The 20,512-nt window shown below is 64.7% G+C and carries 24 protein-coding genes and 1 pseudogene; 16 read left to right on the forward strand and 9 right to left on the reverse strand.

From position 1 onward, the window contains the following. Positions 1-15 precede the first annotated feature (15 nt). The 11 genes from IWX77_RS02715 (at position 16) to IWX77_RS02765 (ending at position 9,119) form a co-directional block, all read left to right on the forward strand. On the forward strand, positions 16-1,386 hold the full coding sequence (locus IWX77_RS02715) for a dihydrolipoamide acetyltransferase family protein (RefSeq protein WP_196842955.1): 1,371 nt from the start codon (positions 16-18) through the stop codon (positions 1,384-1,386). A gap of 62 nt (positions 1,387-1,448) precedes the next feature. Continuing rightward, positions 1,449-2,450: a metal ABC transporter substrate-binding protein gene (locus IWX77_RS02720; RefSeq protein ID WP_196842956.1), complete on the forward strand. Its 1,002-nt coding sequence runs from the start codon at positions 1,449-1,451 to the stop codon at positions 2,448-2,450. Positions 2,451-2,457: 7 nt separating this feature from the next. Then, entirely contained in the window at positions 2,458-3,255 is a 798-nt protein-coding gene (locus tag IWX77_RS02725; RefSeq protein ID WP_297413124.1) for a metal ABC transporter ATP-binding protein, read from the forward strand. Continuing rightward, positions 3,256-4,149, forward strand: a complete 894-nt coding sequence (locus tag IWX77_RS02730) for a metal ABC transporter permease (RefSeq protein ID WP_196842957.1) — start codon at positions 3,256-3,258, stop codon at positions 4,147-4,149. After that, positions 4,149-5,000 carry a metal ABC transporter permease gene (locus tag IWX77_RS02735; protein ID WP_196842958.1) on the forward strand — a complete coding sequence of 284 codons (852 nt, stop codon included), beginning with the start codon at positions 4,149-4,151 and terminating at the stop codon, positions 4,998-5,000. The genes IWX77_RS02730 and IWX77_RS02735 overlap by 1 nt, the downstream gene beginning before the upstream one ends. Then, positions 4,997-5,392, forward strand: coding sequence for a Fur family transcriptional regulator (locus tag IWX77_RS02740; protein WP_196842959.1), 396 nt, complete (start codon positions 4,997-4,999; stop codon positions 5,390-5,392). The genes IWX77_RS02735 and IWX77_RS02740 overlap by 4 nt, the downstream gene beginning before the upstream one ends. Before the next feature lie 250 nt (positions 5,393-5,642). Further along, positions 5,643-5,879: a 50S ribosomal protein L28 gene (gene rpmB, locus IWX77_RS02745; protein ID WP_035835252.1), complete on the forward strand. Its 237-nt coding sequence runs from the start codon at positions 5,643-5,645 to the stop codon at positions 5,877-5,879. Next, on the forward strand, positions 5,879-6,046 hold the full coding sequence (gene rpmG / locus IWX77_RS02750; protein WP_035880539.1) for a 50S ribosomal protein L33: 168 nt from the start codon (positions 5,879-5,881) through the stop codon (positions 6,044-6,046). Before rpmB ends, rpmG begins: the two co-directional genes overlap by 1 nt. Before the next feature lie 2 nt (positions 6,047-6,048). Further along, entirely contained in the window at positions 6,049-6,354 is a 306-nt protein-coding gene (gene rpsN / locus IWX77_RS02755; RefSeq protein ID WP_092110538.1) for a 30S ribosomal protein S14, read from the forward strand. Positions 6,355-6,655: 301 nt separating this feature from the next. Further along, the gene (locus IWX77_RS02760; RefSeq protein ID WP_066598601.1) at positions 6,656-6,943 is read left to right on the forward strand and encodes an HU family DNA-binding protein; all 288 of its coding nucleotides are present in this window, start codon (positions 6,656-6,658) and stop codon (positions 6,941-6,943) included. Positions 6,944-7,130: 187 nt separating this feature from the next. Beyond that, positions 7,131-9,119, forward strand: coding sequence for a cytochrome c oxidase assembly protein (locus tag IWX77_RS02765; RefSeq protein WP_196842960.1), 1,989 nt, complete (start codon positions 7,131-7,133; stop codon positions 9,117-9,119). A gap of 8 nt (positions 9,120-9,127) precedes the next feature. Here IWX77_RS02765 and IWX77_RS02770 read toward each other — a convergent pair whose 3' ends face one another. Then, a complete protein-coding gene (locus IWX77_RS02770; RefSeq protein WP_196842961.1) occupies positions 9,128-10,210 on the reverse strand; it encodes a hypothetical protein in 1,083 nt (360 codons plus the stop codon). Between the two features lie 127 nt (positions 10,211-10,337). Between IWX77_RS02770 and IWX77_RS02775 the strand changes: the two genes are divergently transcribed. Next, positions 10,338-11,717: an ATP-dependent DNA helicase gene (locus IWX77_RS02775; RefSeq protein WP_196842962.1), complete on the forward strand. Its 1,380-nt coding sequence runs from the start codon at positions 10,338-10,340 to the stop codon at positions 11,715-11,717. A 41-nt stretch (positions 11,718-11,758) separates the two neighbouring features. On the opposite strand, the gene IWX77_RS02780 is transcribed toward IWX77_RS02775, so the two are convergent. From IWX77_RS02780 to IWX77_RS02795, 4 genes are all read right to left on the reverse strand, one after another. Next, positions 11,759-12,361 (reverse strand): hypothetical protein, encoded by a 603-nt coding sequence (locus tag IWX77_RS02780; protein ID WP_196842963.1) that lies wholly within the window; start codon positions 12,359-12,361, stop codon positions 11,759-11,761. Positions 12,362-12,422: 61 nt separating this feature from the next. Then, on the reverse strand, positions 12,423-12,833 hold the full coding sequence (locus IWX77_RS02785) for a DUF4383 domain-containing protein (protein ID WP_196842964.1): 411 nt from the start codon (positions 12,831-12,833) through the stop codon (positions 12,423-12,425). 198 nt (positions 12,834-13,031) lie between these two features. Next, positions 13,032-13,295: a GlsB/YeaQ/YmgE family stress response membrane protein gene (locus IWX77_RS02790; RefSeq protein ID WP_196842965.1), complete on the reverse strand. Its 264-nt coding sequence runs from the start codon at positions 13,293-13,295 to the stop codon at positions 13,032-13,034. Positions 13,296-13,473: 178 nt separating this feature from the next. Beyond that, entirely contained in the window at positions 13,474-13,749 is a 276-nt protein-coding gene (locus tag IWX77_RS02795) for a hypothetical protein (protein ID WP_196842966.1), read from the reverse strand. A gap of 346 nt (positions 13,750-14,095) precedes the next feature. Here IWX77_RS02795 and IWX77_RS02800 point away from each other — a divergent pair, with 346 nt between their 5' ends. Beyond that, positions 14,096-14,476 (forward strand): MarR family winged helix-turn-helix transcriptional regulator, encoded by a 381-nt coding sequence (locus IWX77_RS02800; RefSeq protein WP_196842967.1) that lies wholly within the window; start codon positions 14,096-14,098, stop codon positions 14,474-14,476. Between the two features lie 27 nt (positions 14,477-14,503). On the opposite strand, the gene IWX77_RS02805 is transcribed toward IWX77_RS02800, so the two are convergent. Next, positions 14,504-15,379: an NAD-dependent epimerase/dehydratase family protein gene (locus tag IWX77_RS02805; protein ID WP_196842968.1), complete on the reverse strand. Its 876-nt coding sequence runs from the start codon at positions 15,377-15,379 to the stop codon at positions 14,504-14,506. Positions 15,380-15,758: 379 nt separating this feature from the next. Beyond that, complete coding sequence (locus tag IWX77_RS02810) at positions 15,759-16,724, reverse strand: zinc-ribbon domain-containing protein (protein WP_327012096.1); 966 nt, start codon at positions 16,722-16,724, stop codon at positions 15,759-15,761. Here IWX77_RS02810 and IWX77_RS16935 point away from each other — a divergent pair. Further along, a pseudogene (locus tag IWX77_RS16935) lies at positions 16,698-16,978 on the forward strand (transposase); the annotation flags it as partial. The gene IWX77_RS02810 and the pseudogene IWX77_RS16935 sit on opposite strands and share 27 nt — an antisense overlap. 158 nt (positions 16,979-17,136) lie before the next feature. On the opposite strand, the gene IWX77_RS17395 reads toward IWX77_RS16935, so the two are convergent. After that, positions 17,137-17,541, reverse strand: a complete 405-nt coding sequence (locus IWX77_RS17395; protein ID WP_196842971.1) for a transposase — start codon at positions 17,539-17,541, stop codon at positions 17,137-17,139. Positions 17,542-17,589: 48 nt separating this feature from the next. On the opposite strand from IWX77_RS17395, the gene IWX77_RS02825 reads away from it, so the two are divergent. Both IWX77_RS02825 and IWX77_RS02830 read left to right on the forward strand, forming a co-directional pair. Further along, the gene (locus IWX77_RS02825) at positions 17,590-18,561 is read left to right on the forward strand and encodes an aldo/keto reductase (RefSeq protein WP_196842972.1); all 972 of its coding nucleotides are present in this window, start codon (positions 17,590-17,592) and stop codon (positions 18,559-18,561) included. A 34-nt stretch (positions 18,562-18,595) separates the two neighbouring features. Further along, the gene (locus IWX77_RS02830) at positions 18,596-19,456 is read left to right on the forward strand and encodes an aldo/keto reductase (protein ID WP_196842973.1); all 861 of its coding nucleotides are present in this window, start codon (positions 18,596-18,598) and stop codon (positions 19,454-19,456) included. On the opposite strand, the gene IWX77_RS02835 is transcribed toward IWX77_RS02830, so the two are convergent. Continuing rightward, positions 19,399-20,328: a LysR family transcriptional regulator gene (locus IWX77_RS02835; RefSeq protein ID WP_196842974.1), complete on the reverse strand. Its 930-nt coding sequence runs from the start codon at positions 20,326-20,328 to the stop codon at positions 19,399-19,401. The genes IWX77_RS02830 and IWX77_RS02835 overlap by 58 nt on opposite strands. Between the last annotated feature and the right edge of the window lie 184 nt (positions 20,329-20,512).

A 20,512-nucleotide genomic window follows, 5' to 3' on the forward strand; every position in this document is an offset into this window, starting at 1 on the left:
CAGGAAAGGCACAGAATGAGCGTGTCGAAGTTCACTCTCCCCGACGTCGGCGAAGGCCTGACCGAGGCCGAAATCGTCGAGTGGAAGGTCGCGCCCGGCGACACCGTCACGATCAACCAAGTGCTGGTTGAGATTGAAACAGCCAAATCCCTGGTCGAGCTGCCGTCGCCGTTCGTCGGCGTGGTCAGTGAAATCCTGGTCGCGGCGGGCACGACCGTCGACGTCGGCACGCTGATCATCACGATCAACTCCGATGCCAGCGCGAGTGCAGATCGGCCGGCGGCAGCCCCGACAACGGATGCCGCCGCCGTTGCGCAGGCCGACACCCTGGCCGTGGATACCAGCAGCAGCATCAGCGACGAAGCCCCCGAACCGGTGCTGGTCGGCCGCGCCGCCGCCGCCACCATGCCCACCCGTCGGCGTCGACACACCGGCGTGAGTGTCGCCCACGAGACGCTGGCCCCCGAACCCCAGGCGCGAACGCGAGCGGAGCCGCTGGAACCAACCCGGCGGGCGGCATCCGTTGGACCGGTTATGGCGAAGCCGCCGATTCGCAAGCTCGCCAAAGACCTCGGCGTCGACCTGTCCCTCGTTGAGGCAACCGGGCCGGTCGGAGATGTGACCCGTGAAGACGTGCTGCGCGGTGCGACCCAGGCCAGCGTGTTCCGCAATATTCAGACCCCGGCGTGGCCGGTCGATCGCGACGAACACATTCCGGTGAAGGGCGTGCGCAAGGCCATCGCGCAGGCCATGGTCAAGAGCGCTTTCACGGCGCCGCACGTGAGCCTATTCGTCGACGTCGATGCCACCCGCACCATGGAGTTCGTCAAACGGCTCAAGGCCTCCACCGACTTCGCCGGAATCCGCGTGTCGCCCCTGCTGATCATGGCCAAGGCCATGATCTGGGCGGTGCGGCGCAACCCCACGGTGAACTCGACGTTCACCGATGAGGAGATCATCGTGCGGCACTACGTGAACCTCGGCATCGCCGCGGCCACCCCGCGCGGGCTGATCGTGCCAAACATCAAGGAAGCGCAGGACATGAGCCTGCTCGAGCTCGCTGCGGCCCTCGAGAAGCTGACGATGACCGCGCGTGACGGCAAGACCGGTCCGGCTGAGATGAGCAACGGCACGATCACGATCACCAATATTGGCGTGTTCGGCATGGACACCGGCACACCCATACTCAACTCGGGCGAGGCCGGAATCGTGGCCCTCGGCACGATCAAACAGAAGCCGTGGGTCGTCGACGGCGAGGTTCGGGCCCGGTTCGTGACCACCATCGGTGCGAGCTTCGACCATCGGGTCGTCGATGGCGATGTCGCGAGCCGTTTTCTCGCCGACGTCGCCAGCATCATCGAGGAGCCGGCCCTGCTGCTGGAGTAGGCCCGGCCACACACCCTGTTAATGGTTTTGACAATCATTATCAACAGAGCTATTCTCGGGGAATGCGCAGAAGATATTTCGTTGTTCCCGCGCTCCTCGCGTCAACCGCCCTCGCCCTGTCGGGATGCTCGGCTGGAACGAACGCTGACAGCGCGGCCGCAGACCTCAAGGTCGTCGCCACGACCACCCAGGTCGCCGACTTCACCCGCAACGTCATTCGCGGCGCCCGCGGCGTCGATCTCACCCAGCTCATTCAGCCGAACCAGAGCGCCCACAGCTACGACCCCTCCGCGGCCGACCTGACGGCGCTCGGTGCAGCCGATGTGCTCGTCATCAACGGCGTCGGACTCGAGGAGTGGCTCGACGACGCCATTGCCGCGTCCGGCTTCGACGGCGTCACGATTGATGCCGACAAGGGAATCACTATCTCAAAGGTCGGCGCCGGTGAGGACCACTCCGCCGACGAGCAGGCCGACACGCACGCCCATGACGGCGGCGACCCGCACATCTGGACCGACGTGCACAATGCCGAGACCATCGTGCGAACGATCACCGGCGGCCTCACCGCTGCCGACAGTGACAACGCGCCCACCTTCACCAGCAATGCAGTCGCGTACACCGCTCGGCTCAGCGCCCTCGACGAGTGGATCCGCACCAATGTTGCCACCGTGCCGGAGAGCGACCGTTTGCTCGTGAGTAACCATGACGCACTCGGATACTTCACCGCGGCGTACCACATCGACTATGTCGGCTCGGTAATTCCGAGCTTCGACGACAACGCCGAACCGAGCGCCGCCGAAATCGATACCCTCGTCGCGGCCGTCAAGGCCACCGGTGTCACGGCCATCTTCTCCGAGGCGTCGCTCAGCCCCAAAACCGCCGAGACGATCGCGACCGAAGCCGGTGTCACCGTCTACTCCGGCGACGATGCTCTCTACGTCGACTCGCTGGGCCCTGACGGAAGCGCCGGCGACACGTACATCAAGGCGCAGCTGCACAATGCAACGCTCATGCTCCAATCGTGGGGCGTCACACCCTCTGCGCTGCCCGCCGACCTGCAATAGTTGACACGTGATCGAGAACACTTCTCAAGAGACACCACCAGCGAACGCTGCCGTCGCTCTTCGTGTGACAGCGGCGTCGTTTGCGTACGGCGCGCAGCCCGCGCTCACTGGGATCGACTTCGCGGTGTTGCCCGGCCAGGCTGTCGCCCTGATCGGCCCCAACGGCTCGGGCAAGTCCACCCTTCTCAAGGGCATTCTCGGGCTTATCACCCGCACATCCGGCGCGGTCGACGTGCTCGGACAGTGGCCGGCCCCGGCCGGCTACATCGGTTATGTGCCGCAGACCGACCAGCTCGACCCGCACTTTCCGGTCTCGCTCGAGCAGGTCGTCATGATGGGCCGCTACCGGTCGCTCGGTTGGTGGCGCAGGCCCGCCACGGCCGATCGTCGGGCGGTCGCCGAGGCTTTGGACACTGTCGGCCTGGGCTCCCGCGCCAAGTCACGCTTCGGTAAATTGTCGGGCGGACAGCAGCAACGCGGTCTGCTCGCGCGCGCCGTGGCATCCGCCCCGCGTCTGTTGTTGCTTGATGAGCCCTTCAACGGTCTCGATCAGGTCAATCGGGACGCCCTCATTGACACCGTGAAACGCCTCAAGCAGCAGGGCGTGGCGGTGCTCGTGTCGACCCACGACCTCGACCTCGCTCGGGCCGTGTGTGAGAGTGTGCTGCTGCTGAACGGGGCCCAGGTGGCTTTCGGCCCGCGCGACGACGTATTGACCCTGGCCAACGTGCAGCGGGCATTCGGCTCGGTCGGTGTGGAGATGGACGAGCACACGATCGTGGTTCCCGGCCACGGAGGTCACTGAGTGGATGTCTTCACCCCGCTGATCACCGCGTTCGACCTGCCGTTCATGGCCCGAGCGCTGCTCGTGCTCGTCGTGCTCAGTCTCGTCGCCGGGCTCGTGGGCGTTCTCGTCAATCTGCGCGGGCTTGAGTTCATCAGTGATGGACTCACCCACGCGGTCTTTCCCGGGGTGGCCATCGGATTCGTCTGGGGTGGCCGCGACGGCCTGTTCGTGGGAGCCATGGCGGCGGCCCTCATCGCCGCCGTCGTGCTCACAGTGATCGTCAAACGCGCGGTCACATCGGATGCCGCGATCGCCATCGTGTTCACGGCCATGTTCAGCGTGGGAATCATCGTGGTTTCACGGGAAACAAATTACGTTGGCCAGCTGGACGCGCTGCTGTTCGGACGCCTGTTGACCGTCAGTCCAGCCGAGGTCAATCAGGCCGTCGTGGTCTGTCTCCTGGCACTGATCATTGTGGGGTTCACACTCAAGGAGCAGGTTTTTCGGGCCTTCGACGTCGAGGGCACGGCGGCGGCCGGATACCGGCCGCTCGTAATCGACAGTGTGCTCAACATCGCCATCGCCCTCGTTGTGGTGGCCGCGAGCAGTGCCGTGGGCAACCTGCTCGTGCTCGCCGTGCTGATTGTGCCGGGCGCCGTCGCCCGCCTGGTGACCAATCGCCTGTGGCTGCTCTTTCCCGTGGCCGCCGGCTTTGCTATCCTGGCCGCCTGGGTCGGGCTCACGCTCGGCTACGAAGCATCGGTGAACGGCGGGGTCGACCTGCCGAGCGGCGCAACCGTGGTGCTCGTGCTCGTCGCCGGCTACGTGGTGGCCCTGGTGGCGCGCCTCGGAGTGGACCGGATCGGCGGTCCGCGACGAGCACGGGTCTCGACTGAGCCGGTGGCCCGCTGATGGGCTACTTTGAGCAGGCCCTGCTGGCGGCGCTGCTGATCGGAGCGCTCAGCGGATTCGTGGGCACCCTCGTGGTGCTTCGGCAGCGTACCTTCTTCGCCCAAGCCCTCACCCACGCAACTTTTCCTGGAGCGGTGGGTGCGGCAATACTGGGAGTGAGCATCCCGCTCGGGGCCGCCGTGGCGAGCGTGGTCATCGTGGGGGTCATGACAATGATCGGTCGGGTCAAGCGGCAGGGAAATCAGGTCGCATCGGGCATTCTACTCACCGCCGGATTCGCACTCGGGGTTCTGCTGCAGGGGCTCAACCCGGCTCTTCCGGTGAAGGTCGACTCCTACTTGGTCGGTTCCATCCTCACGGTGACCGACCGCGATGTGACTCTCGTGGCCGTCGTACTCGGGCTCGCAGTGCTGGCCACTGTCGTGTTCGGCAAACAGATCATGTTCTCGACCTTCGATGTGAACGGCTTTCGCGCCGCCGGCTTTCGCGAATGGCCGATCGAAGTGCTGACCCTGGTGCTCATCACGGCCACGGTCGTGACCGCGATGCCCGCCGTCGGCGCCATCCTGGCCATAGCTCTGATTGCCGCCCCCGCCGCCGCGGCCCGCCTCGTCTCGCGCACGACCACTCAAATGTTTGTCATCGCCCCCGTGCTCGGCGCAGTCTCGGGCCTGGTCGGCGTGCTGCTGTCGCGTTCACTCGACGTTGCAGCCGGGCCGGCGATCGCACTGACAGCGGCCGCACTGTTCGTGCTTTCCCTGGTTCTTCGGCGGCTGGTGGGTGCAGCACGGGTGCCCCGCGAGGCGGATGCGCGCCGACCGACGCGAACATCGCTACGGTTGAAGTCATGAAGCGAAACACCTGGCAGCGTGAGGCCGTGCGGGGCGCCCTCGACGCGAACGACGGCTTCGTCAGCGCCCAGGCGCTGCACTCCGCGCTGCACGCGACCGGATCTCCCATTGGTCTCGCCACGGTCTACCGTGCTCTTGCCGACCTCGCGGTCAAGGGTGACGCCGACTCGCTGCAATCCCCCGACGGCGAGAGCCTGTACCGCGCCTGCAGCACCAACGAGCACCACCACCACTTGATCTGTCGCAATTGCGGACTCACCGTGGAGATCGAAGCGGATGCCGTCGAGCGGTGGGCCAAAGACGTGGCCGCCCAGAACGGGTTCACCCAGGCAGCCCACGTCGTGGACGTTTTCGGCCTGTGCGCAACCTGCACCGCCGCACCCGCTGCCTAGCTGGTTCGCTCAAGCGGGTGCACGGGTGCTTCGCGCTGGCCGAAGCACCCCTGCACCCGCTCTGGTGGCACCCGCTCTCGGGGGAGTGGGGATTTGCAGGACCCCCGGCGATCGAGTAGCGTGTAGATCTGCTACGCCTGTGTGCGTACATTGCGGGCTTTTCCTCCCCAACCATTCGGTTGATGCGGGGTTGTGCCCGTCGACAAGGGATCTTGGGAAGGGCATTCGCCCTTCGGTATTGGAGGAAACCATGGCATCTGTGTGCCAGGTGACCGGAGCTGTTCCCGGCTTCGGACACAACATTTCGCACTCGCACCGACGCACCAAGCGTCGTTTCGACCCGAACGTTCAGAAGAAGACGTACTACGTGCCGTCGCTTCGTCGCAAGGTCACATTGACCCTGTCCGCAAAGGGCATCAAGGTCATTGATGCTCGTGGTATCGAGAGCGTCGTCAAGGACGTTCTCGCTCGTGGGGTGAAGATCTAATGGCTAAGGCTCATGATGTACGTCCGATCATCAAGCTTCGTTCCACGGCTGGAACCGGTTATACCTACGTAACCAAGAAGAACCGCCGTAACGACCCCGACCGTCTTGTACTCAAGAAGTACGACCCGGTTATCCGCAAGCACGTTGACTTCCGTGAGGAGCGCTAAACATGGCGAAGAAGAGCATGATTGCCAAGAACAACCAGCGCAAGGTCATCGTCGAGCGTTACGCCGTCAAGCGCCTTGAGCTCAAGAAGGCCCTGGTTGACCCTGCCGGCACCGACGAGTCGCGTGAAGCCGCTCGCAAGGGCCTGCAGAAGCTGCCGCGCAACGCGAGCCCGGTGCGCCTGCGCAACCGTGACGCCGTTGACGGTCGTCCCCGTGGCCACCTCTCCAAGTTCGGTATCTCGCGTGTTCGTTTTCGCGACATGGCGCACCGCGGCGAACTACCCGGCATCACCAAGTCCAGCTGGTAACTCCTCCTGGCAGCCGATGAAGCTCAGCTTCGACGGTCTCTGAGTCACCCGAACGGGATGTCGACTTCCAGTCGGCATCCCGTTTGCGTTGGGCCCGGCGGGTACGCAGGTTGTGCGCGCACAGCGAAAAGTTGGCGACTCGCCGGGTAAAAGTGTAAAAACCGACCCGAAATCCGCGGAATCTAGCGGATGTCTGCTAGATTTCATCTCGGTCGAACCGACCAACGGAGCGGCAGAACGTGCCGCGCCCGCATCACGAATATCGCTGTTAACACAGACGAAGGTCCGAGGAGGACACTCAATGGCTGACAAGTCGCTGAACAAGACCGAGCTCGTTGCCAAGGTTGCCGCTGACTCCGGACAGAGCCAGGCCGCCGTCGATGGCGTTCTGAACGCTTTCTTCGCAACCCTGGCCGACACCGTTGCCAACGACGGTAAGGTCACCATCCCGGGATGGCTGGGAGTCGAGCGCACCGCTACGGCCGCCCGCACCGGCCGCAACCCGCAGACCGGCGAGGAAATCGCCATCGCTGCCGGCCACCGCGTCAAGCTGACCGCGGGAAGCAAGCTCAAGGCTGCCGCCAAGTAGCTTCCGCAGTAAGTAGGGGCGTCGACTGCGGTCGGCGCCCCTGTTTCGTCCCCCGGGGCATCCGTCTGCCATCGAACCGTGAGTTTCAGGGCCTTGAAACGGTTCAATTGGGCGAAAACTCACGGGTCGGCGGGAGTTCTCGCGCGCGCGCGACGGATGCCCAGGGATGGGCGAATAAGCTGGGTGGGTGCCCCGTTTCGTCCGCGTTCTCGGACCGGCAGCCCTGCTGCTGGTCGCTGTGTTGTCCACCCTTGTCGCCCTGGCCTATGGCGGTGGCGCCTCGGCCCAGCTGCTCGCCGACCCGGGACCAGTGGTGCGCTGGGGACTGCCCATCGCCAAGCTCGTGGTCAACCTCGCGGCGGCGGGAACGATCGGCGCTCTCGTGCTCACGTTGTTCGCGCTCAGCCCCAAGGAACGCGAGTTCAGTACCGCCCTGGACTTCGCCGCAGCGTCGGCGGCACTGTTCGCCGTCGCGTCCGCTGTCACGGGTTTTCTGACCTTTCTGCAGGTCACGAACGTGCCATTGGGCATCAGCGATCAATTCAGTGCCACGGTCGGGCAGTTCTTCAGTCAGATCGAACTGGGGCAGGCCTGGCTCGCGACGACGTTGATCGCCGCCGGCGTCACCGTGCTGTGCTTCGCCGTGCGCAACCAGACCGCACTGGTCTTCGTGACCGTGCTGGCCCTGACCGCCCTGCTGCCCATGGCCCAGCAAGGCCACGCGGCGGGCGCTGCCGGGCACGACGCCGCGATCACCGCCCTCGGCCTGCACCTCGTCTTCGCGGCGATCTGGCTGGGCGGACTGCTCACCATCATCGTGCTGCGCACCCAGCTGGACGGCGAACGCATCCGCCAGGTGATCGGCCGGTATTCCTCGCTCGCGTTGATCTCCTTCATCGTGGTGGCCGCCTCCGGCTATGCCAGCGCTGAACTGCGTATCGGCAGCTGGGACAACCTGTTCAGCCCCTATGGCATTCTCGTGCTGGTCAAGCTCACCGCCCTCGTGGCCCTCGGCGGCTTCGGCATTCTGCATCGCCAATTCTTCATCAAGCGGATGCAGCAAAGCGAGCCCGCGCGCGGGCGCTGGTTCTGGTGGCTCGTCGTGACCGAGCTCGGCTTCATGGGCCTCGCCTCCGGTGTGGCTGCCGCGCTCGCCCGCACGGCGACACCCGTCGCCCAGGTGGTCGCGACCGAGATTCCGCAGTCCACGCCCGCGCAGATCCTCACCGGTGAGCTGCTCCCGCCCGCGCTGACTTTCTCGCGCTATTTCACCGAGTGGAACTTCGACCTCGCCTGGATTCTGTTCTGCGCGTTCGGCACCTTCTTTTACCTCGCCGGTGTCTGGCGGCTGCACCGCCGCGGCGACGCCTGGCCGATCTACCGCAGCGTGCTCTGGATTCTCGGCATGCTCACCCTGTTCTACATCACCAACGGTGGTGTGAACGTGTACGAGAAGTACCTGTTCTCCACCCACATGCTCATGCACATGATGCTGACCATGCTCGTGCCGTTGATGCTCGTGCCGGGCGCTCCGGTGACGCTGGCCGCACGCGCCATCGCCAAGCGGCAGGACGGCAGCCGCGGGGCGCGCGAGTGGATACTCACCGCGGTGCATTCGCGCTTTGCCGGCGTCGTCGCCAACCCGATCGTCGCCGCCCTACTGTTCGGCGTCTCGCTCTGGGTGTTCTACTACACCTCGATCTTCAGCTGGGCGACGACAGACCACATCGGCCACCTGTGGATGATCGTGCATTTTCTGATCACCGGCTACCTGTTCGTGCAGTCCCTGATCGGCATCGACCCGGTGCCGTTCCGGCTGCCGTACGCCTTCCGCCTGCTGCTGCTGCTCGTGACCATGGCGTTCCACGCGTTCTTCGGCCTCGCCCTGATGAGCGGCACCGGACTGCTCTTGGCTGACTGGTATGGCGCGATGGGCCGCACCTGGGGCCTCTCGGCCATCGCCGACCAGCAGATGGGTGGCGGCGTCGCCTGGGGAATCGGCGAACTGCCAACCTTTGTGCTGGCCGTTGTCGTGGCGATTCAGTGGAGCCGCGACGACACCAAGGTCACGAGAAGGCTGGATCGCAAGGCCGACCGCAACGAGGACGCCGAGTTGGTTGCCTACAATGCCCGGCTTACCCGCCTCGCCAAACACGATGTGGAGAGCTCGAACTAAGCCGGGGGTCAGTGTAGCTGGATGGCCAGGGCGCCGCTGGGCTGCACGATGACGCTGAGCCCCATCGTGAATGGCACGTCTTCGTCGCGAGTGCTGATGTCGCCGTCGAACAGTGACTGCACGTCGACCACGATATGGGCCTGCCCGGGTGTGGCGACCATCTCGAACGACAGCTCGCCGGCGGTCAGCGCGACGGGCGGGTACGCGGTGATCGACCAGGCCGGAATGCTTTCAATGCGATCGTCGATCGTGATGCCCCAGGGGCAGTTGGTCGGTTGCAGTACCGTTTGGGTGGCGCACTCGTCGAGAAACTTGTTGAGCTCCGACTGCACCTGGGCCACCATGGCCTCGTTCGGCAGGGCGTCGACCTCGATCTCGGCGGGCCCCGACGCCGTGACGCGGGAGGCGAATTTTTTGGCCGTCAACATGGCCGACTCGTGCTCAAACGTGTACCGATTCGGTGCGAAGGCAAGATACGCGGCAGTGCTCGAAAACGTGGCCGGGGCATCCGCTGCGATATGGGCGCGCGTGTCCAGGGTGAGGCCGTTGACCGTGAACGATCGCTCGTGCAACACCGAGACCTGCAGCACCGCAAGCGGGCTGACGGTGAATTTCCAGGCATTAAATACGCCGGCGAAGGTGCCGGCTCGCTCGACGGTGAACACCATGCTCGACGCGGTGCCGTTCAAATCGAAGTCGAACACGACGGTCTGTGCTGTTCCGTCGTCCGTGGCCGGCGTGGCGCTCGCGCTCGCAAGTTCGATATTGCGCAGGCCGCCGAGAACGGATGCCCGCAGCAGCGTCTCCGGCAGATCTGCCGCGACCTCGTCGCTGAGCCCCCAGGCGGCCAGTTCGGCCTTGTCGGGCATGACTCCGCCGAGCGCGAGGGCTCCGACGATGTCGCCGCGGGCGAGGGCGTCGAGGTACTGCTGCACAAAGCCGCCGGCGCTGTACACCGTGCGATTGAGGGCGCCAATGGTGCCGATGAGTCCGGCGGCGAAGAGCGCAGCGACCACCACAATGGCGAGTACGGCCCGGAGCATACTGCCGCGGCGCCCGCCCGCCCGATGTTGTTCGGCCGCAATGGTCACCCTAATATTGTATGGGGGGCCCATCGGCCGGGCGGCCAGTGCCCGGTGCGAGTGCCCGCCCGGGACCCAGCGCGGCTAGTGTGGGAGGTCCCCCGCGCAGTATCCAGACTGCCGGAGAAAGTGTGCCGTGTCCGAGATTCCGCTCAGCCGTGAACAGGCGCTGGTCTTTTCGGCAATCGAGGGCACGAAACAGAACGTCTTTGTCACCGGCCGGGCCGGAACCGGTAAATCCACCCTGCTGAACCACCTCTCCTGGAACACAGGCAAGCAGATCGTGATTGCCGCGCCCACCGGGGTCGCGGCGTTGAACGTGGGCGGCCAGACTATTCACTCGCTCTTTCGCCTGCCGATCGGCGTCATCGCCGACAGCCCGATCGACCAGAACGACCAGGTGCGCAAGCTCCTCAACACCATCGACACCCTCGTCATCGACGAGGTCTCGATGGTCAACGCTGACCTGATGGACGCGATAGACCGCAGCCTGCGGCAGGCCCGGCAGCGACCGTTCGAGGTATTCGGCGGGGTGCAGATCGTGCTGTTCGGCGACCCGTACCAGCTGGCCCCGGTGCCCGGCGGTTCCGATGAGCGTGCCTATTTCGCCGACCACTACCGGTCGATGTGGTTCTTCGATGCGAAGGTCTGGCGTGACGCCGAGCTGCGCATCTTCGAGCTGACCGAGATTCATCGCCAGCACGACAACGCCTTCAAACTCATGCTCAACGCTGTGCGCCACGGTCAGGTCACCGCTGAGATCGGCGGTGCGCTCAACGGCGCCGGGGCACGTACTCCACCGAGTGAGGGCGTGATCACCCTCGCGACGCGTAATGACGCGGTGAACCGTATCAACGCATCCGCTTTGAAGAAGCTGTCGGGCAAATCGCTCACCGCTAAGGCCGATATCACCGGGGATTTCGGAGGCAAGCAGTTTCCGGCTGACGAGGTACTCGAACTCAAGGTGGGCGCGCAGGTGATGTTCCTGCGCAACGATTCACCGCTGGATGGTGGCCCGCGCTGGGTGAATGGCAGCATCGGCACCGTGACCAAGGTAACCTCGACCGTGTTCGTCGATATCGACGGTGAGGTGCACGAGGTCGAGCCGACCGTGTGGGAAAAGTACAAGTACACCTACAACGCTGCGACTAAGAAGCTGAGTCGGGATGTCGTGGCGGAATTCACGCAGTTCCCGCTGCGGTTGGCGTGGGCAGTCACCATTCACAAATCGCAGGGTGCCACCTACGAGCGGGCCGTTGTCGACCTTGGTGCACGGGTGTTCAGCCCCGGCCAGACCTATGTGGCGTTGAGCCGACTGACCAGCCTGGACGGGCTGTACCTGACCCGCCCGCTGCGGCCGAGCGACATCATCGTCGACGAGAACGTCAGGCGGTTCATGAACATTGAGGTCGTGCCACCCGTGGCCGGTCTGGCCGGGCTGGACGAGGCGGAGCTGGACGAGGCGGGGCTGGCGCCTGCCGATCAGACTGATCCGGAAACCGGACTACCCGCCTGACAGCGTTGTCGACGGGACCCGTTTCACGCTCTGCGAGGGACCTAGTGTGACCCGTGGCCGCCCGGGTCCGGTACGATCAACTCGGGCACTCCGTGCGAGCCGTGGGGTACCGCGTGAGAGCCGACCTCGGTGGCGGCGAGGGCCGGGGTGGTGAGCGCCGAGAGCAGAAAGCCTCCGACGACGAGGCCGACGAGAAAGCGCCAGCCACCGGGAGTGGCGGCACCGGGTCTGGCAGCACCGGACCCGGCGGCACCGGACGCGGCGGCACCGCCGGTTGTAGGGAGCGCTTTCGGTGCGCGCCGCAGCACGATGGCCACGGTGACGGTCAAGAATATGTTGAATACTGATGCCACGGCCATCGGGTACGGGGGGAAACCGGTCTCGGCGCTTGTGACGCCGAGGCCGCTGCCGAGGGCGGCGGTTGCTCCCCAGGTCAAGACCGGGATGAGGGCCGCACCTACAACGATTCGGGCTGCAAGTACGCGGCCAGTGGCGAGGGTGGCGATTCCCCAGCCGAGTTCAGCAATGCCGAACCCGACCAAGAGAACCGACAGGGGAAACGGAGCGGTCACACCCACAGCCAGGTGAATCAGCGCGGTGCCGAGAGCGGCGAAGCCGAGCCAGATGCGAATGACCGGGGGCATGATGCTCCTTGGGTGAATCTGCTGCTGCGAAGGGATGGAGTGGGGTGCTGGTAGCCGGTCGTTAGACCGTGGCGTGGCTGCGAACCGTCTTATCAGCGGTGAGGCCAACCCCGAGCAGCACGATCGCGCTGGCGAGGTGCAAGAAGTGGTCAGCGGTGTTCAGCGCCAGGATGTTCAGCGAGGTGCTCGCGATAAAGAACCCGACAATACCGAGCAGTAGGTACACGGCGCCGATGGTGCTGTTGGTGGCCTTGGCCGCCATCGCGTTGGAGAGGCCGGCGATGAGCAGAGCGGCACCGATTAAAAGGTGTGCAACGTTGTGCAACGGGTTGACTTCGAAGATGCCCAGAAGTAACTCGCCCTGGCTGGCGATGAAACCGACGCTGCCGGTGACGGCAAAGCCGAGTAGCCCAACAAGAACGTAGACTGCGCCGAAGACGGTGGCGATCAGGCGATTGGGTGATGTGCGCATTTCAGGTGCCTCCTATGTGATTCACGGCTTACCCGTGGTTGCTATGTGTTCGGAGCTCCATCAACTTCGGATTGGTACAGATTATGGCCCTGACCTGCTTAAGTGGGTGGCGACGCGTACCCCAAAGTGGCCACAAAAAGCGCGGCACCCCGAATCGGGGTGCCGCGAGTGGGTCGGGCGAGTGGGTCGGGCGAGTGGTCAGGCCGTGCGGCGGTTCGTGATCGCGCCGTAAATAAGCAGCACGATGAGCGATCCCACGATGGCGAGAATCCATGTTGCGAGGGAGAAGAATTCGCCCAGGTTCACATTGAACAGGAGTCCGCCGAGGAAGCCGCCGAGGAAGGCGCCGACGACACCGAGCAGCAGGGTGATTAACCAGCCCCCGCCCTGACGGCCCGGCAAGATTGCCTTCGCGATCGCGCCGGCGATGAGACCGAGCAGGAGGAATCCAAGGAAACTCATGAGACTGCCTTTCAGTTAGTCGTGAAGTCAGTGAGTCGGCACTACGTTACGTATTCCGTTCGCGTGAACGTACTCGCGTGCGTGCTCGCCGTCAATGGCATCTGGTGTTGGGTTCGAATGCATTCTCGAACAGCGGATGTCGGTGGCGCCCCTGCTGCGGCAGCTCGACTGGAACGCTTTAATCCAGCCCGTAATCATCGTCGAGATACGACAGCCCCAAGGTCGGTGTGGACTCGATCAGGTCGGGAAGGTCTTCGGTGAAGATTGCTTCAAACTTGACGACGGAATGGCTCGTGATGAGCAGGGAGATCTGCGAGCGCACAGAACTGAGGATGTCGACGAAGCCGCCGCCGTTGTGCACGGCCGCCGCCAGCGCGGCCTTGAGGGCCAGAATGTTGTGCTCGCCGGAGAGGTAGAACCAATCCTCGTTGATCGTCAACCTGTATCTCTGCATTGCATGGTCCATTTCGTTGAGGCAGGTGTTACGGCGCATGCGATGCGACGCTGAGCGTGTGGTTCGGCAGCATAATGAAACCCGCGACTGCCGAGCTGGCGCACCAGTGTGAGGCTCAATATACGGGAAATAATTCAAAGTACAAACTATCCGTTCTGCAAGAAACTTTTGCATTGTCCTACCCGCTACGCCGGCAGTACAGAACAGCCCGAGGGGGGCGCTGCTACGCGCCTGCAGGTGGGCGAACCAGACAGACCAGAGGTCGGGAGAACGCCTCGAGGGACTCGATAGCGCGGGACGCAGCCTGGATAGCCTGTCGGCATCCGCTCTGTCATTCCAGCGCGCTATGGAACACAATCGCAACCGGGTGGGCACGAAGGTCAACCTGTCCGGGAGCGAACTGCGCGCCCTGGCCCGGGTCGCTGAGGCCGGCAGCATCACACCGAAGCTGCTCGCGGAGACGATGGATGTGACGACGAGCGCCGTGACCGCGATTTCGAATCGTCTGGTGGCGTTCGCGCTTCTCACCCGGGTGGCCCACCCGCATGATCGACGCAGCCTGCTGCTCGTTCTCACACCGGCCGCCGAGCAGATGACCCAGACGATCTACGACGACTTTCCGGCGCTCCTTGCCCAGGTAGCGCGCGACGTGAGCCCGAAGGAGCAGGCACGGCTTGGGGCCCTCCTCGCCTCGATGGCGCTCACGCTCGAACGGATGCCGACCTGAGTCCGGTTGGGCCGCCGCAGTAGGTCTTCAGGGGTGGCGGGTTCCGGCTCCGGCCAGGAGCGCTCGGTAGCCCTCCCGGTAGGTGGGGTAGCTGAAGGTGAAGCCGGTCTGCCGCAGAAGCCGATTGCTGAGGAGCTTGTCTCCGCCGCGCTGGCTTTCGCGGGTGGGTTCGGGGTTTCCCGCCGGCTTCGGGCTCGACGTCAGGGTCGGTTCGGGCAGGCCCAGCTCGGCGGCGAGAAAGGTCAGCACTTCGTTGCTTTGCACCGGGGCATTGTCGACGCCGAGATAGAGCGGCGCTGGCTGTTCCGGGCGCAGCAGCAGGTGAACGATCGCGGCGGCTGCGTCGTCACGGTGTATGCGGTTGGTGTGGCGCGACTGGGCGGACAGTGTTGCACCGGCTTGCACCTGTTTGATCAGTCGTTCACGACCGGGGCCGTAGACGCCGGCCAGTCGCAGCACGGTGGCGGTGGGAAGGCGCCCGTGGAGCATCCGTTCGGCATCGAGCACGATGGAATCGGTGCCCGGTTTGGGGTTCGCCGGGGTTCGCTCGTCGACCCGACTGCCGTCAGAGACGTCGTAGACGGCCGTCGATGACACCAGCAGCACGCGGCGCGGCGTGACGCGGGCGTCATCGACGGCGTCGAGTAGGTTGCGCAGGCCGTCGACGTAGGCGGCGCGGTAGGCCGTGATGGTGGGGCTGCCGGCGGAGATGGCGACGACGACGAACTCGGTGTCGGCCGGAATGACGGGCTTCTCAACGCTCAGGTCGATCGATTGGCCCGAGATTTCGGCGGGGAGCAGGCTCGCGTTGCGACGCAGGCCGACCACCGTGTGCCCCAGCCGCGCGAACCGTAGGCCCACCTCGGTGCCGAGGTCGCCGCATCCTGCAATGAGTACAGTCATCGCTCTCCTTCTTCGCTTCCACGCTACCGGTCGCAACATGACACTTGGCCCGGAGCCTCGTGGAGCCTCGAATACGCGGCCCGTGTACGCGATGTCTGTCGCCTCCGAAACGAGCGCCTGCACGTCATGATCGACGAAGACGACCCGCTGCTGGAGAACTGGGACTACGAGGCCACGGCGATCGCATGTCCTGTGTGAGAGATGTCTCGCTACCTAGGATTTCTCGGCAATTCGACACCAATGAATTGCTGGAGGCGCCCGGTTGCGGCGAGACCGAGATTTCCAAGTGATTCGATACTCCTGAACACCTGTCATCCAGGTCTTCTGAGGGCACGCAAAAGGGCGGACAGCGTCTGCTGTCCGCCCTTTCCGTGGGAGGTTAATTCTGGGGGGCCTGACCGATTCGATCCTTGGTGGGGCAGTCCGGGCAACCGCCGGAATTGACTCGATGAGGGATGCTCTGTCGGACGTTGTGTTTGGTAGCGAGGCAGCGCCACCAGTAGAGCGTGATTCCGCGGAGGATCCGGTCGGGTCCGGTGAAGCCGTTCAAATGGGGGTGCCACTCTGAACAGATCAGCGGGTAGCGTGTGGCGGCGTCGTTGACGTTTCGCTCAAGGCGTCGGTTGGAACAGAGTGGGCAGCCGGCTCCGGCGACCCGGCGCTCGATGCGTTGCGGGTAGTCGTGGTTCTGGGGGCAGGTCCACACCATCAGGTTTTGTGACCCGATGGTGAAGTCGTTCGGAGTGGAGGGAAGGTTCGCGGTTTTGTGCCATTCGTTGGTGAGGTCCGGGCGGGCGTTGCCGAGGAGCCGTTCAGGTGTGCGTTCAGCGCGTTTGCAGTCTCGGCACGCTCCGCAGCGCGTCATATCGCCAATGGATTCCCGGTAGCTGTGTTTGGACGGGCAGCGCCACCAGACGACAGTGTTCGAGCCGACGGACAACTTGAAAATGTCCTGAGAGTTCAGTTCGTAGTCCCAAAGCGTGGCGGCAATTGGGCATCGCGTGGCAATGTCGTTGATTCCGATGATGATGCGGTTCAGGCAAAAGGGGCAGCCGGAGCCCGCGGCGATGCGGTTGGAGCCTGTCGCTTCCCACTCGCCGCCCTCGTCGCATCTCCACCAGTACTTCTTGCTGGTTTTCGCGAAGATGTCCGACGCGGTGACGTCACCGTTTCGGGTGGGGTGGAACTGTCTCGCTTCCTGGGGGTGAGTGGTTGCGAGGTCGTTCACTCCCGGGACGAGGATCCAGTGTTCGCACACGCCGCAGTTTTCTGGCTCGATGTTATGCAGACGTCTGCATAAGATTGAGCAGGTCAACACGACTTGAAAAACAGCGTTCTCACTCACCTGCCTCCGGCGTGTTCAGCGCCAACGTCGCTTGGCTCGTCCTGGCCGTGATGGCATTCACCCTCACCCTCGCCCACGCCGCCGCAAGGACTGCCGACACCAGTCTGGCGAAGGCCACCACGGCCACCATCCGCCGGAAACTCGTCACCGTCCCGGCACGGATCGCGTCCTCGGCAAGGCGCCTCACCCTTCACTTACCTGAGAGCTGGCCGTGGGAAGTCGCCTGCACAGCCTTGGCCGATCTCGCCTGCGGCCCACCACCGGCGGCCACCACGCGATCACCCAGCCGAATCGGCACCAACCAGACACCAGTGGACCCCGCGGGCAGCGAGGCCCGCCGCTCAAACCCGACCTCAGACACAAAGACCAAGTAGACCGAAATCAGGCGCTCACCCCGGACGACTCAGTGGATTCAGGACTCAGTGGAATCAGGTTGAGGCGCACGAGAGACCAGCAAGGCCACCGATACCGCCCAATCGACAACACCGCGATCCTCCGCGGTTGTCAGTAACCGCGCGAGGACACGATCCCAGGTGCCATCACCGACATGCCGGCGGTGTCGTTTCCACAGGGTCTGCCATGGTCCAAGCTCCGTTGACATATCCCGCCACGCGATCCCGCACCGATACCGGTAGGTGATGCCTTCGACCACGCGACGGTCGTCAACGAACGGGCGTCCCGCCCGCCCCGCCGACGAGGGCAACAAAGGCAATAATCCGAATTGGATGGGCGCTTTTCGCCGTTTGCGGATGAGGGGACCTATCGCGTTGCGGGACCGCGGTGCCCCTGATTGAGAAGGGCGAGTGGTCAGTGGCATCCGTATCTTCTATTGGACAGGTGGGCGTAGGGCGAGGAGCGTAGAAGAATGGAATACACACATCTGGGCCGCTCGGGCCTCACGGTCTCCCGCCTGTGCCTCGGCACCATGAACTTCGGTCCGCAGACCACGGAGTCCGATTCGTTCGCGATCATGGACGCTGCCCGGGACCGCGGCATCAACTTTTTCGACACCGCCAATGTGTACGGAGGCGATCTCGGCAGGGGTACGACCGAGACGATCCTCGGCAACTGGCTCGCGCAGGGCGAGGGTCGCCGCGAGCACACCGTACTCGCGACGAAGCTGTACGGCGACATGACCGACTGGCCGAACGCGGGCAAGCTGTCCGCGCTCAACATCCGCCGCGCGCTCGACGCGAGCCTTTCGCGACTCCAGACCGACTACATCGACCTTTACCAGTTTCACCACATCGACCGCGACACCCCGTGGGACGAGATCTGGCAGGCCATGGAGACTGCCGTGGCACAGGGCAAGATCCTGTACGCCGGCAGCAGTAACTTCGCCGGATGGCACATCGCCACAGCCCAGGCCGAAGCGCGCCGACGCAACTCCACCGGGCTCGTGAGCGAGCAATCCATCTACAACCTGCTCACGCGTGACATCGAGCTAGAGGTGATCCCCTCGGCGGTGGGCAACGGCCTCGGGATCATCCCGTGGTCGCCGCTCCAGGGCGGCCTCCTCGGCGGAGTGGTCCGCAAGGAGCGGGACGGCAAGCGCCGGCTCGAGGGGCGCGCCGCCGAGATGCTCGCCACCCACCGCGGCGCGATCGAGCAGTATGAGGACCTCGCCGACGAACTCGGCCATGAGCCGGGTGACGTCGGCCTTGCCTGGCTGTTGCACCAGCCGGCGGTCACGGCACCGATCATCGGGCCGCGCACGATGGAACAGTTGGATGCAGCAGTCCGCGCACTCGATGTCACCCTCGACGCCGACGCCCTCGCCCGACTGGACGAGATCTTCCCCGGTCGCAACACCGCGCCGGAAGACTACGCCTGGTAATCCGTTCACCCCTCCAGAAAGAGAACCGAAACATATGAAGTCACGAACCATTGGCGACGTCCAGGTCAGCGCGATCGGCCTCGGCGGGATGCCCATGTCGATCGAAGGTCGCCCGGACGAGGCCCGCTCCATCGCCACCATCCACGCCGCTCTCGACCTCGGGGTGACCCTCTTCGACACGGCGGATGCCTACCATCTGACGGCCACGGACGTCGGGCACAACGAGTCGCTCTTGGCGCGGGCGATCGCCTCCTGGGGAGGGGACACGTCGAGTGTGCTCGTTGCCACCAAGGGCGGCCACCTCCGCCCCGGAGACGGCTCATGGACCGTGAACGGCCGACCCCCGTATCTGAAGCAGGCGGTGGAGGCGTCGCTCAGGCGCTTGGGCGGCGACGCGATCGGCCTCTACCAGTTGCACCGTCCGGACCCGGAAGTGCCCTACGCGGACTCCGTCGGCGCGATCCGCGATCTGCTCGATGCCGGCACGATCCGGCAGGCCGGCATCTCAAACGCGAATCCGGAACAGATCCGACTCGCCCAGAAGATCCTCGGCGGTCGACTCGCGTCGGTGCAGAACCAATTCTCACCCGCCTTCCGCAGCAGCGAGACCGAACTCGAACTGTGCGACGAACTCGGTATCGCGTTCCTGCCGTGGAGCCCCCTCGGCGGCATCTCCTCGGCGAGTGCGCTCGGCGACCGGTTCACGGTGTTCGGGAGGGTGGCGGCCAACCGCGGGATCACCCCGCAAATCGTGTGCCTCGCGTGGGAGATGGCGAAGTCGCCGCGCGTGATCCCCATCCCCGGCGCATCCCGGCCGGAGAGCATCACCAATTCGGTTCAGGCCGCCGAGGTCACCCTGACCGGCGCCGAGCTCTCGATACTCGACGTCGCCTGAGAGGACTCCTTGAACAGCTGATCGAGGAACGCGGTGGCGGCCGGACTCGGTTCATCCGCCACCGCGACGGCGACCGTCCATTGCGGCACATTCTCGGGGAGCGCAACGGCGCATAGCGTGTCCGGCCGCTTCCCGGCGAAGCTCGCCGGCACGATCGCCACCCCGAGGTTATAGCCGACGAGGTCGAGCAGCGGATGCACGTCGTTGACCTCCATCGAGGCGCGGTAGTCGAATCCGGCCGCCGCAAACGCCCGGCACGCGAGCACGTGCGCGCCCCACCCGGGTTGGAAGCCGATCATCGGCTGGTGATGGAGCGACTCGATGTCGACTTCGCCTCGTGCGGCGAACGGATGATCCGGGTGGCACAGCACCACGAGTTTCTGTGAACTCACTCTCCGCAGCCGCACGCCCTGCGGGGCGGGACCGGTCGCCACGACCAGGGCCACATCCCGCAGCCCGCTCGCGACGCTTTCGAGCTGTTCGATCGAGCCCTCATAGCGAAGACGCACCTCCACCCCGGGATTCGCGATTCTAAATCGTCCGAGTTCGGCCGGAAGGTCGATCGCACCGATGCACGGTTCGGCTCCCACAGTGAGACGACCGCGCACGACGCCGCGTACCGCGGCGACCGCATTCTGCGCCGCGGCGGCGCTGGCAAGGGTACGAATGGAGTCGGCGAGCATCGCCTGGCCGGCCGCGGTGAGTTCGACGCGTCGAGTGCTGCGCACGAAGAGCGAGATGCCGAGCTCCGTTTCGAGCGCTCGGATGGAGGCGGAGAGCCCCGATTGCGAGATCTGCAGCAACTCAGCGGCTCGGGTGAAGTGCCTCTCGTCGGCGACGGTGACGAAGTGTTCGAGTTGACGCAATTCCATTCAGCAACTCTAGCTCTGAATGGACCACCGGCCAGAAGTTCATACGCGCAGTCGCGGCGACGGCGGCCCGCCCCGTCCTGTCGAGGCGGGTGATGACGAGTTGATAACCGGCACGGCTACCCGACGGCGGCGAATGCGCGAGTAGCGGCCAGCACTCGTGGGCCAACTTCATCCGGATTGCCTT

The organism is Cryobacterium sp. CAN_C2 (assembly GCF_015751745.1).
Taxonomy (GTDB): domain Bacteria; phylum Actinomycetota; class Actinomycetes; order Actinomycetales; family Microbacteriaceae; genus Cryobacterium.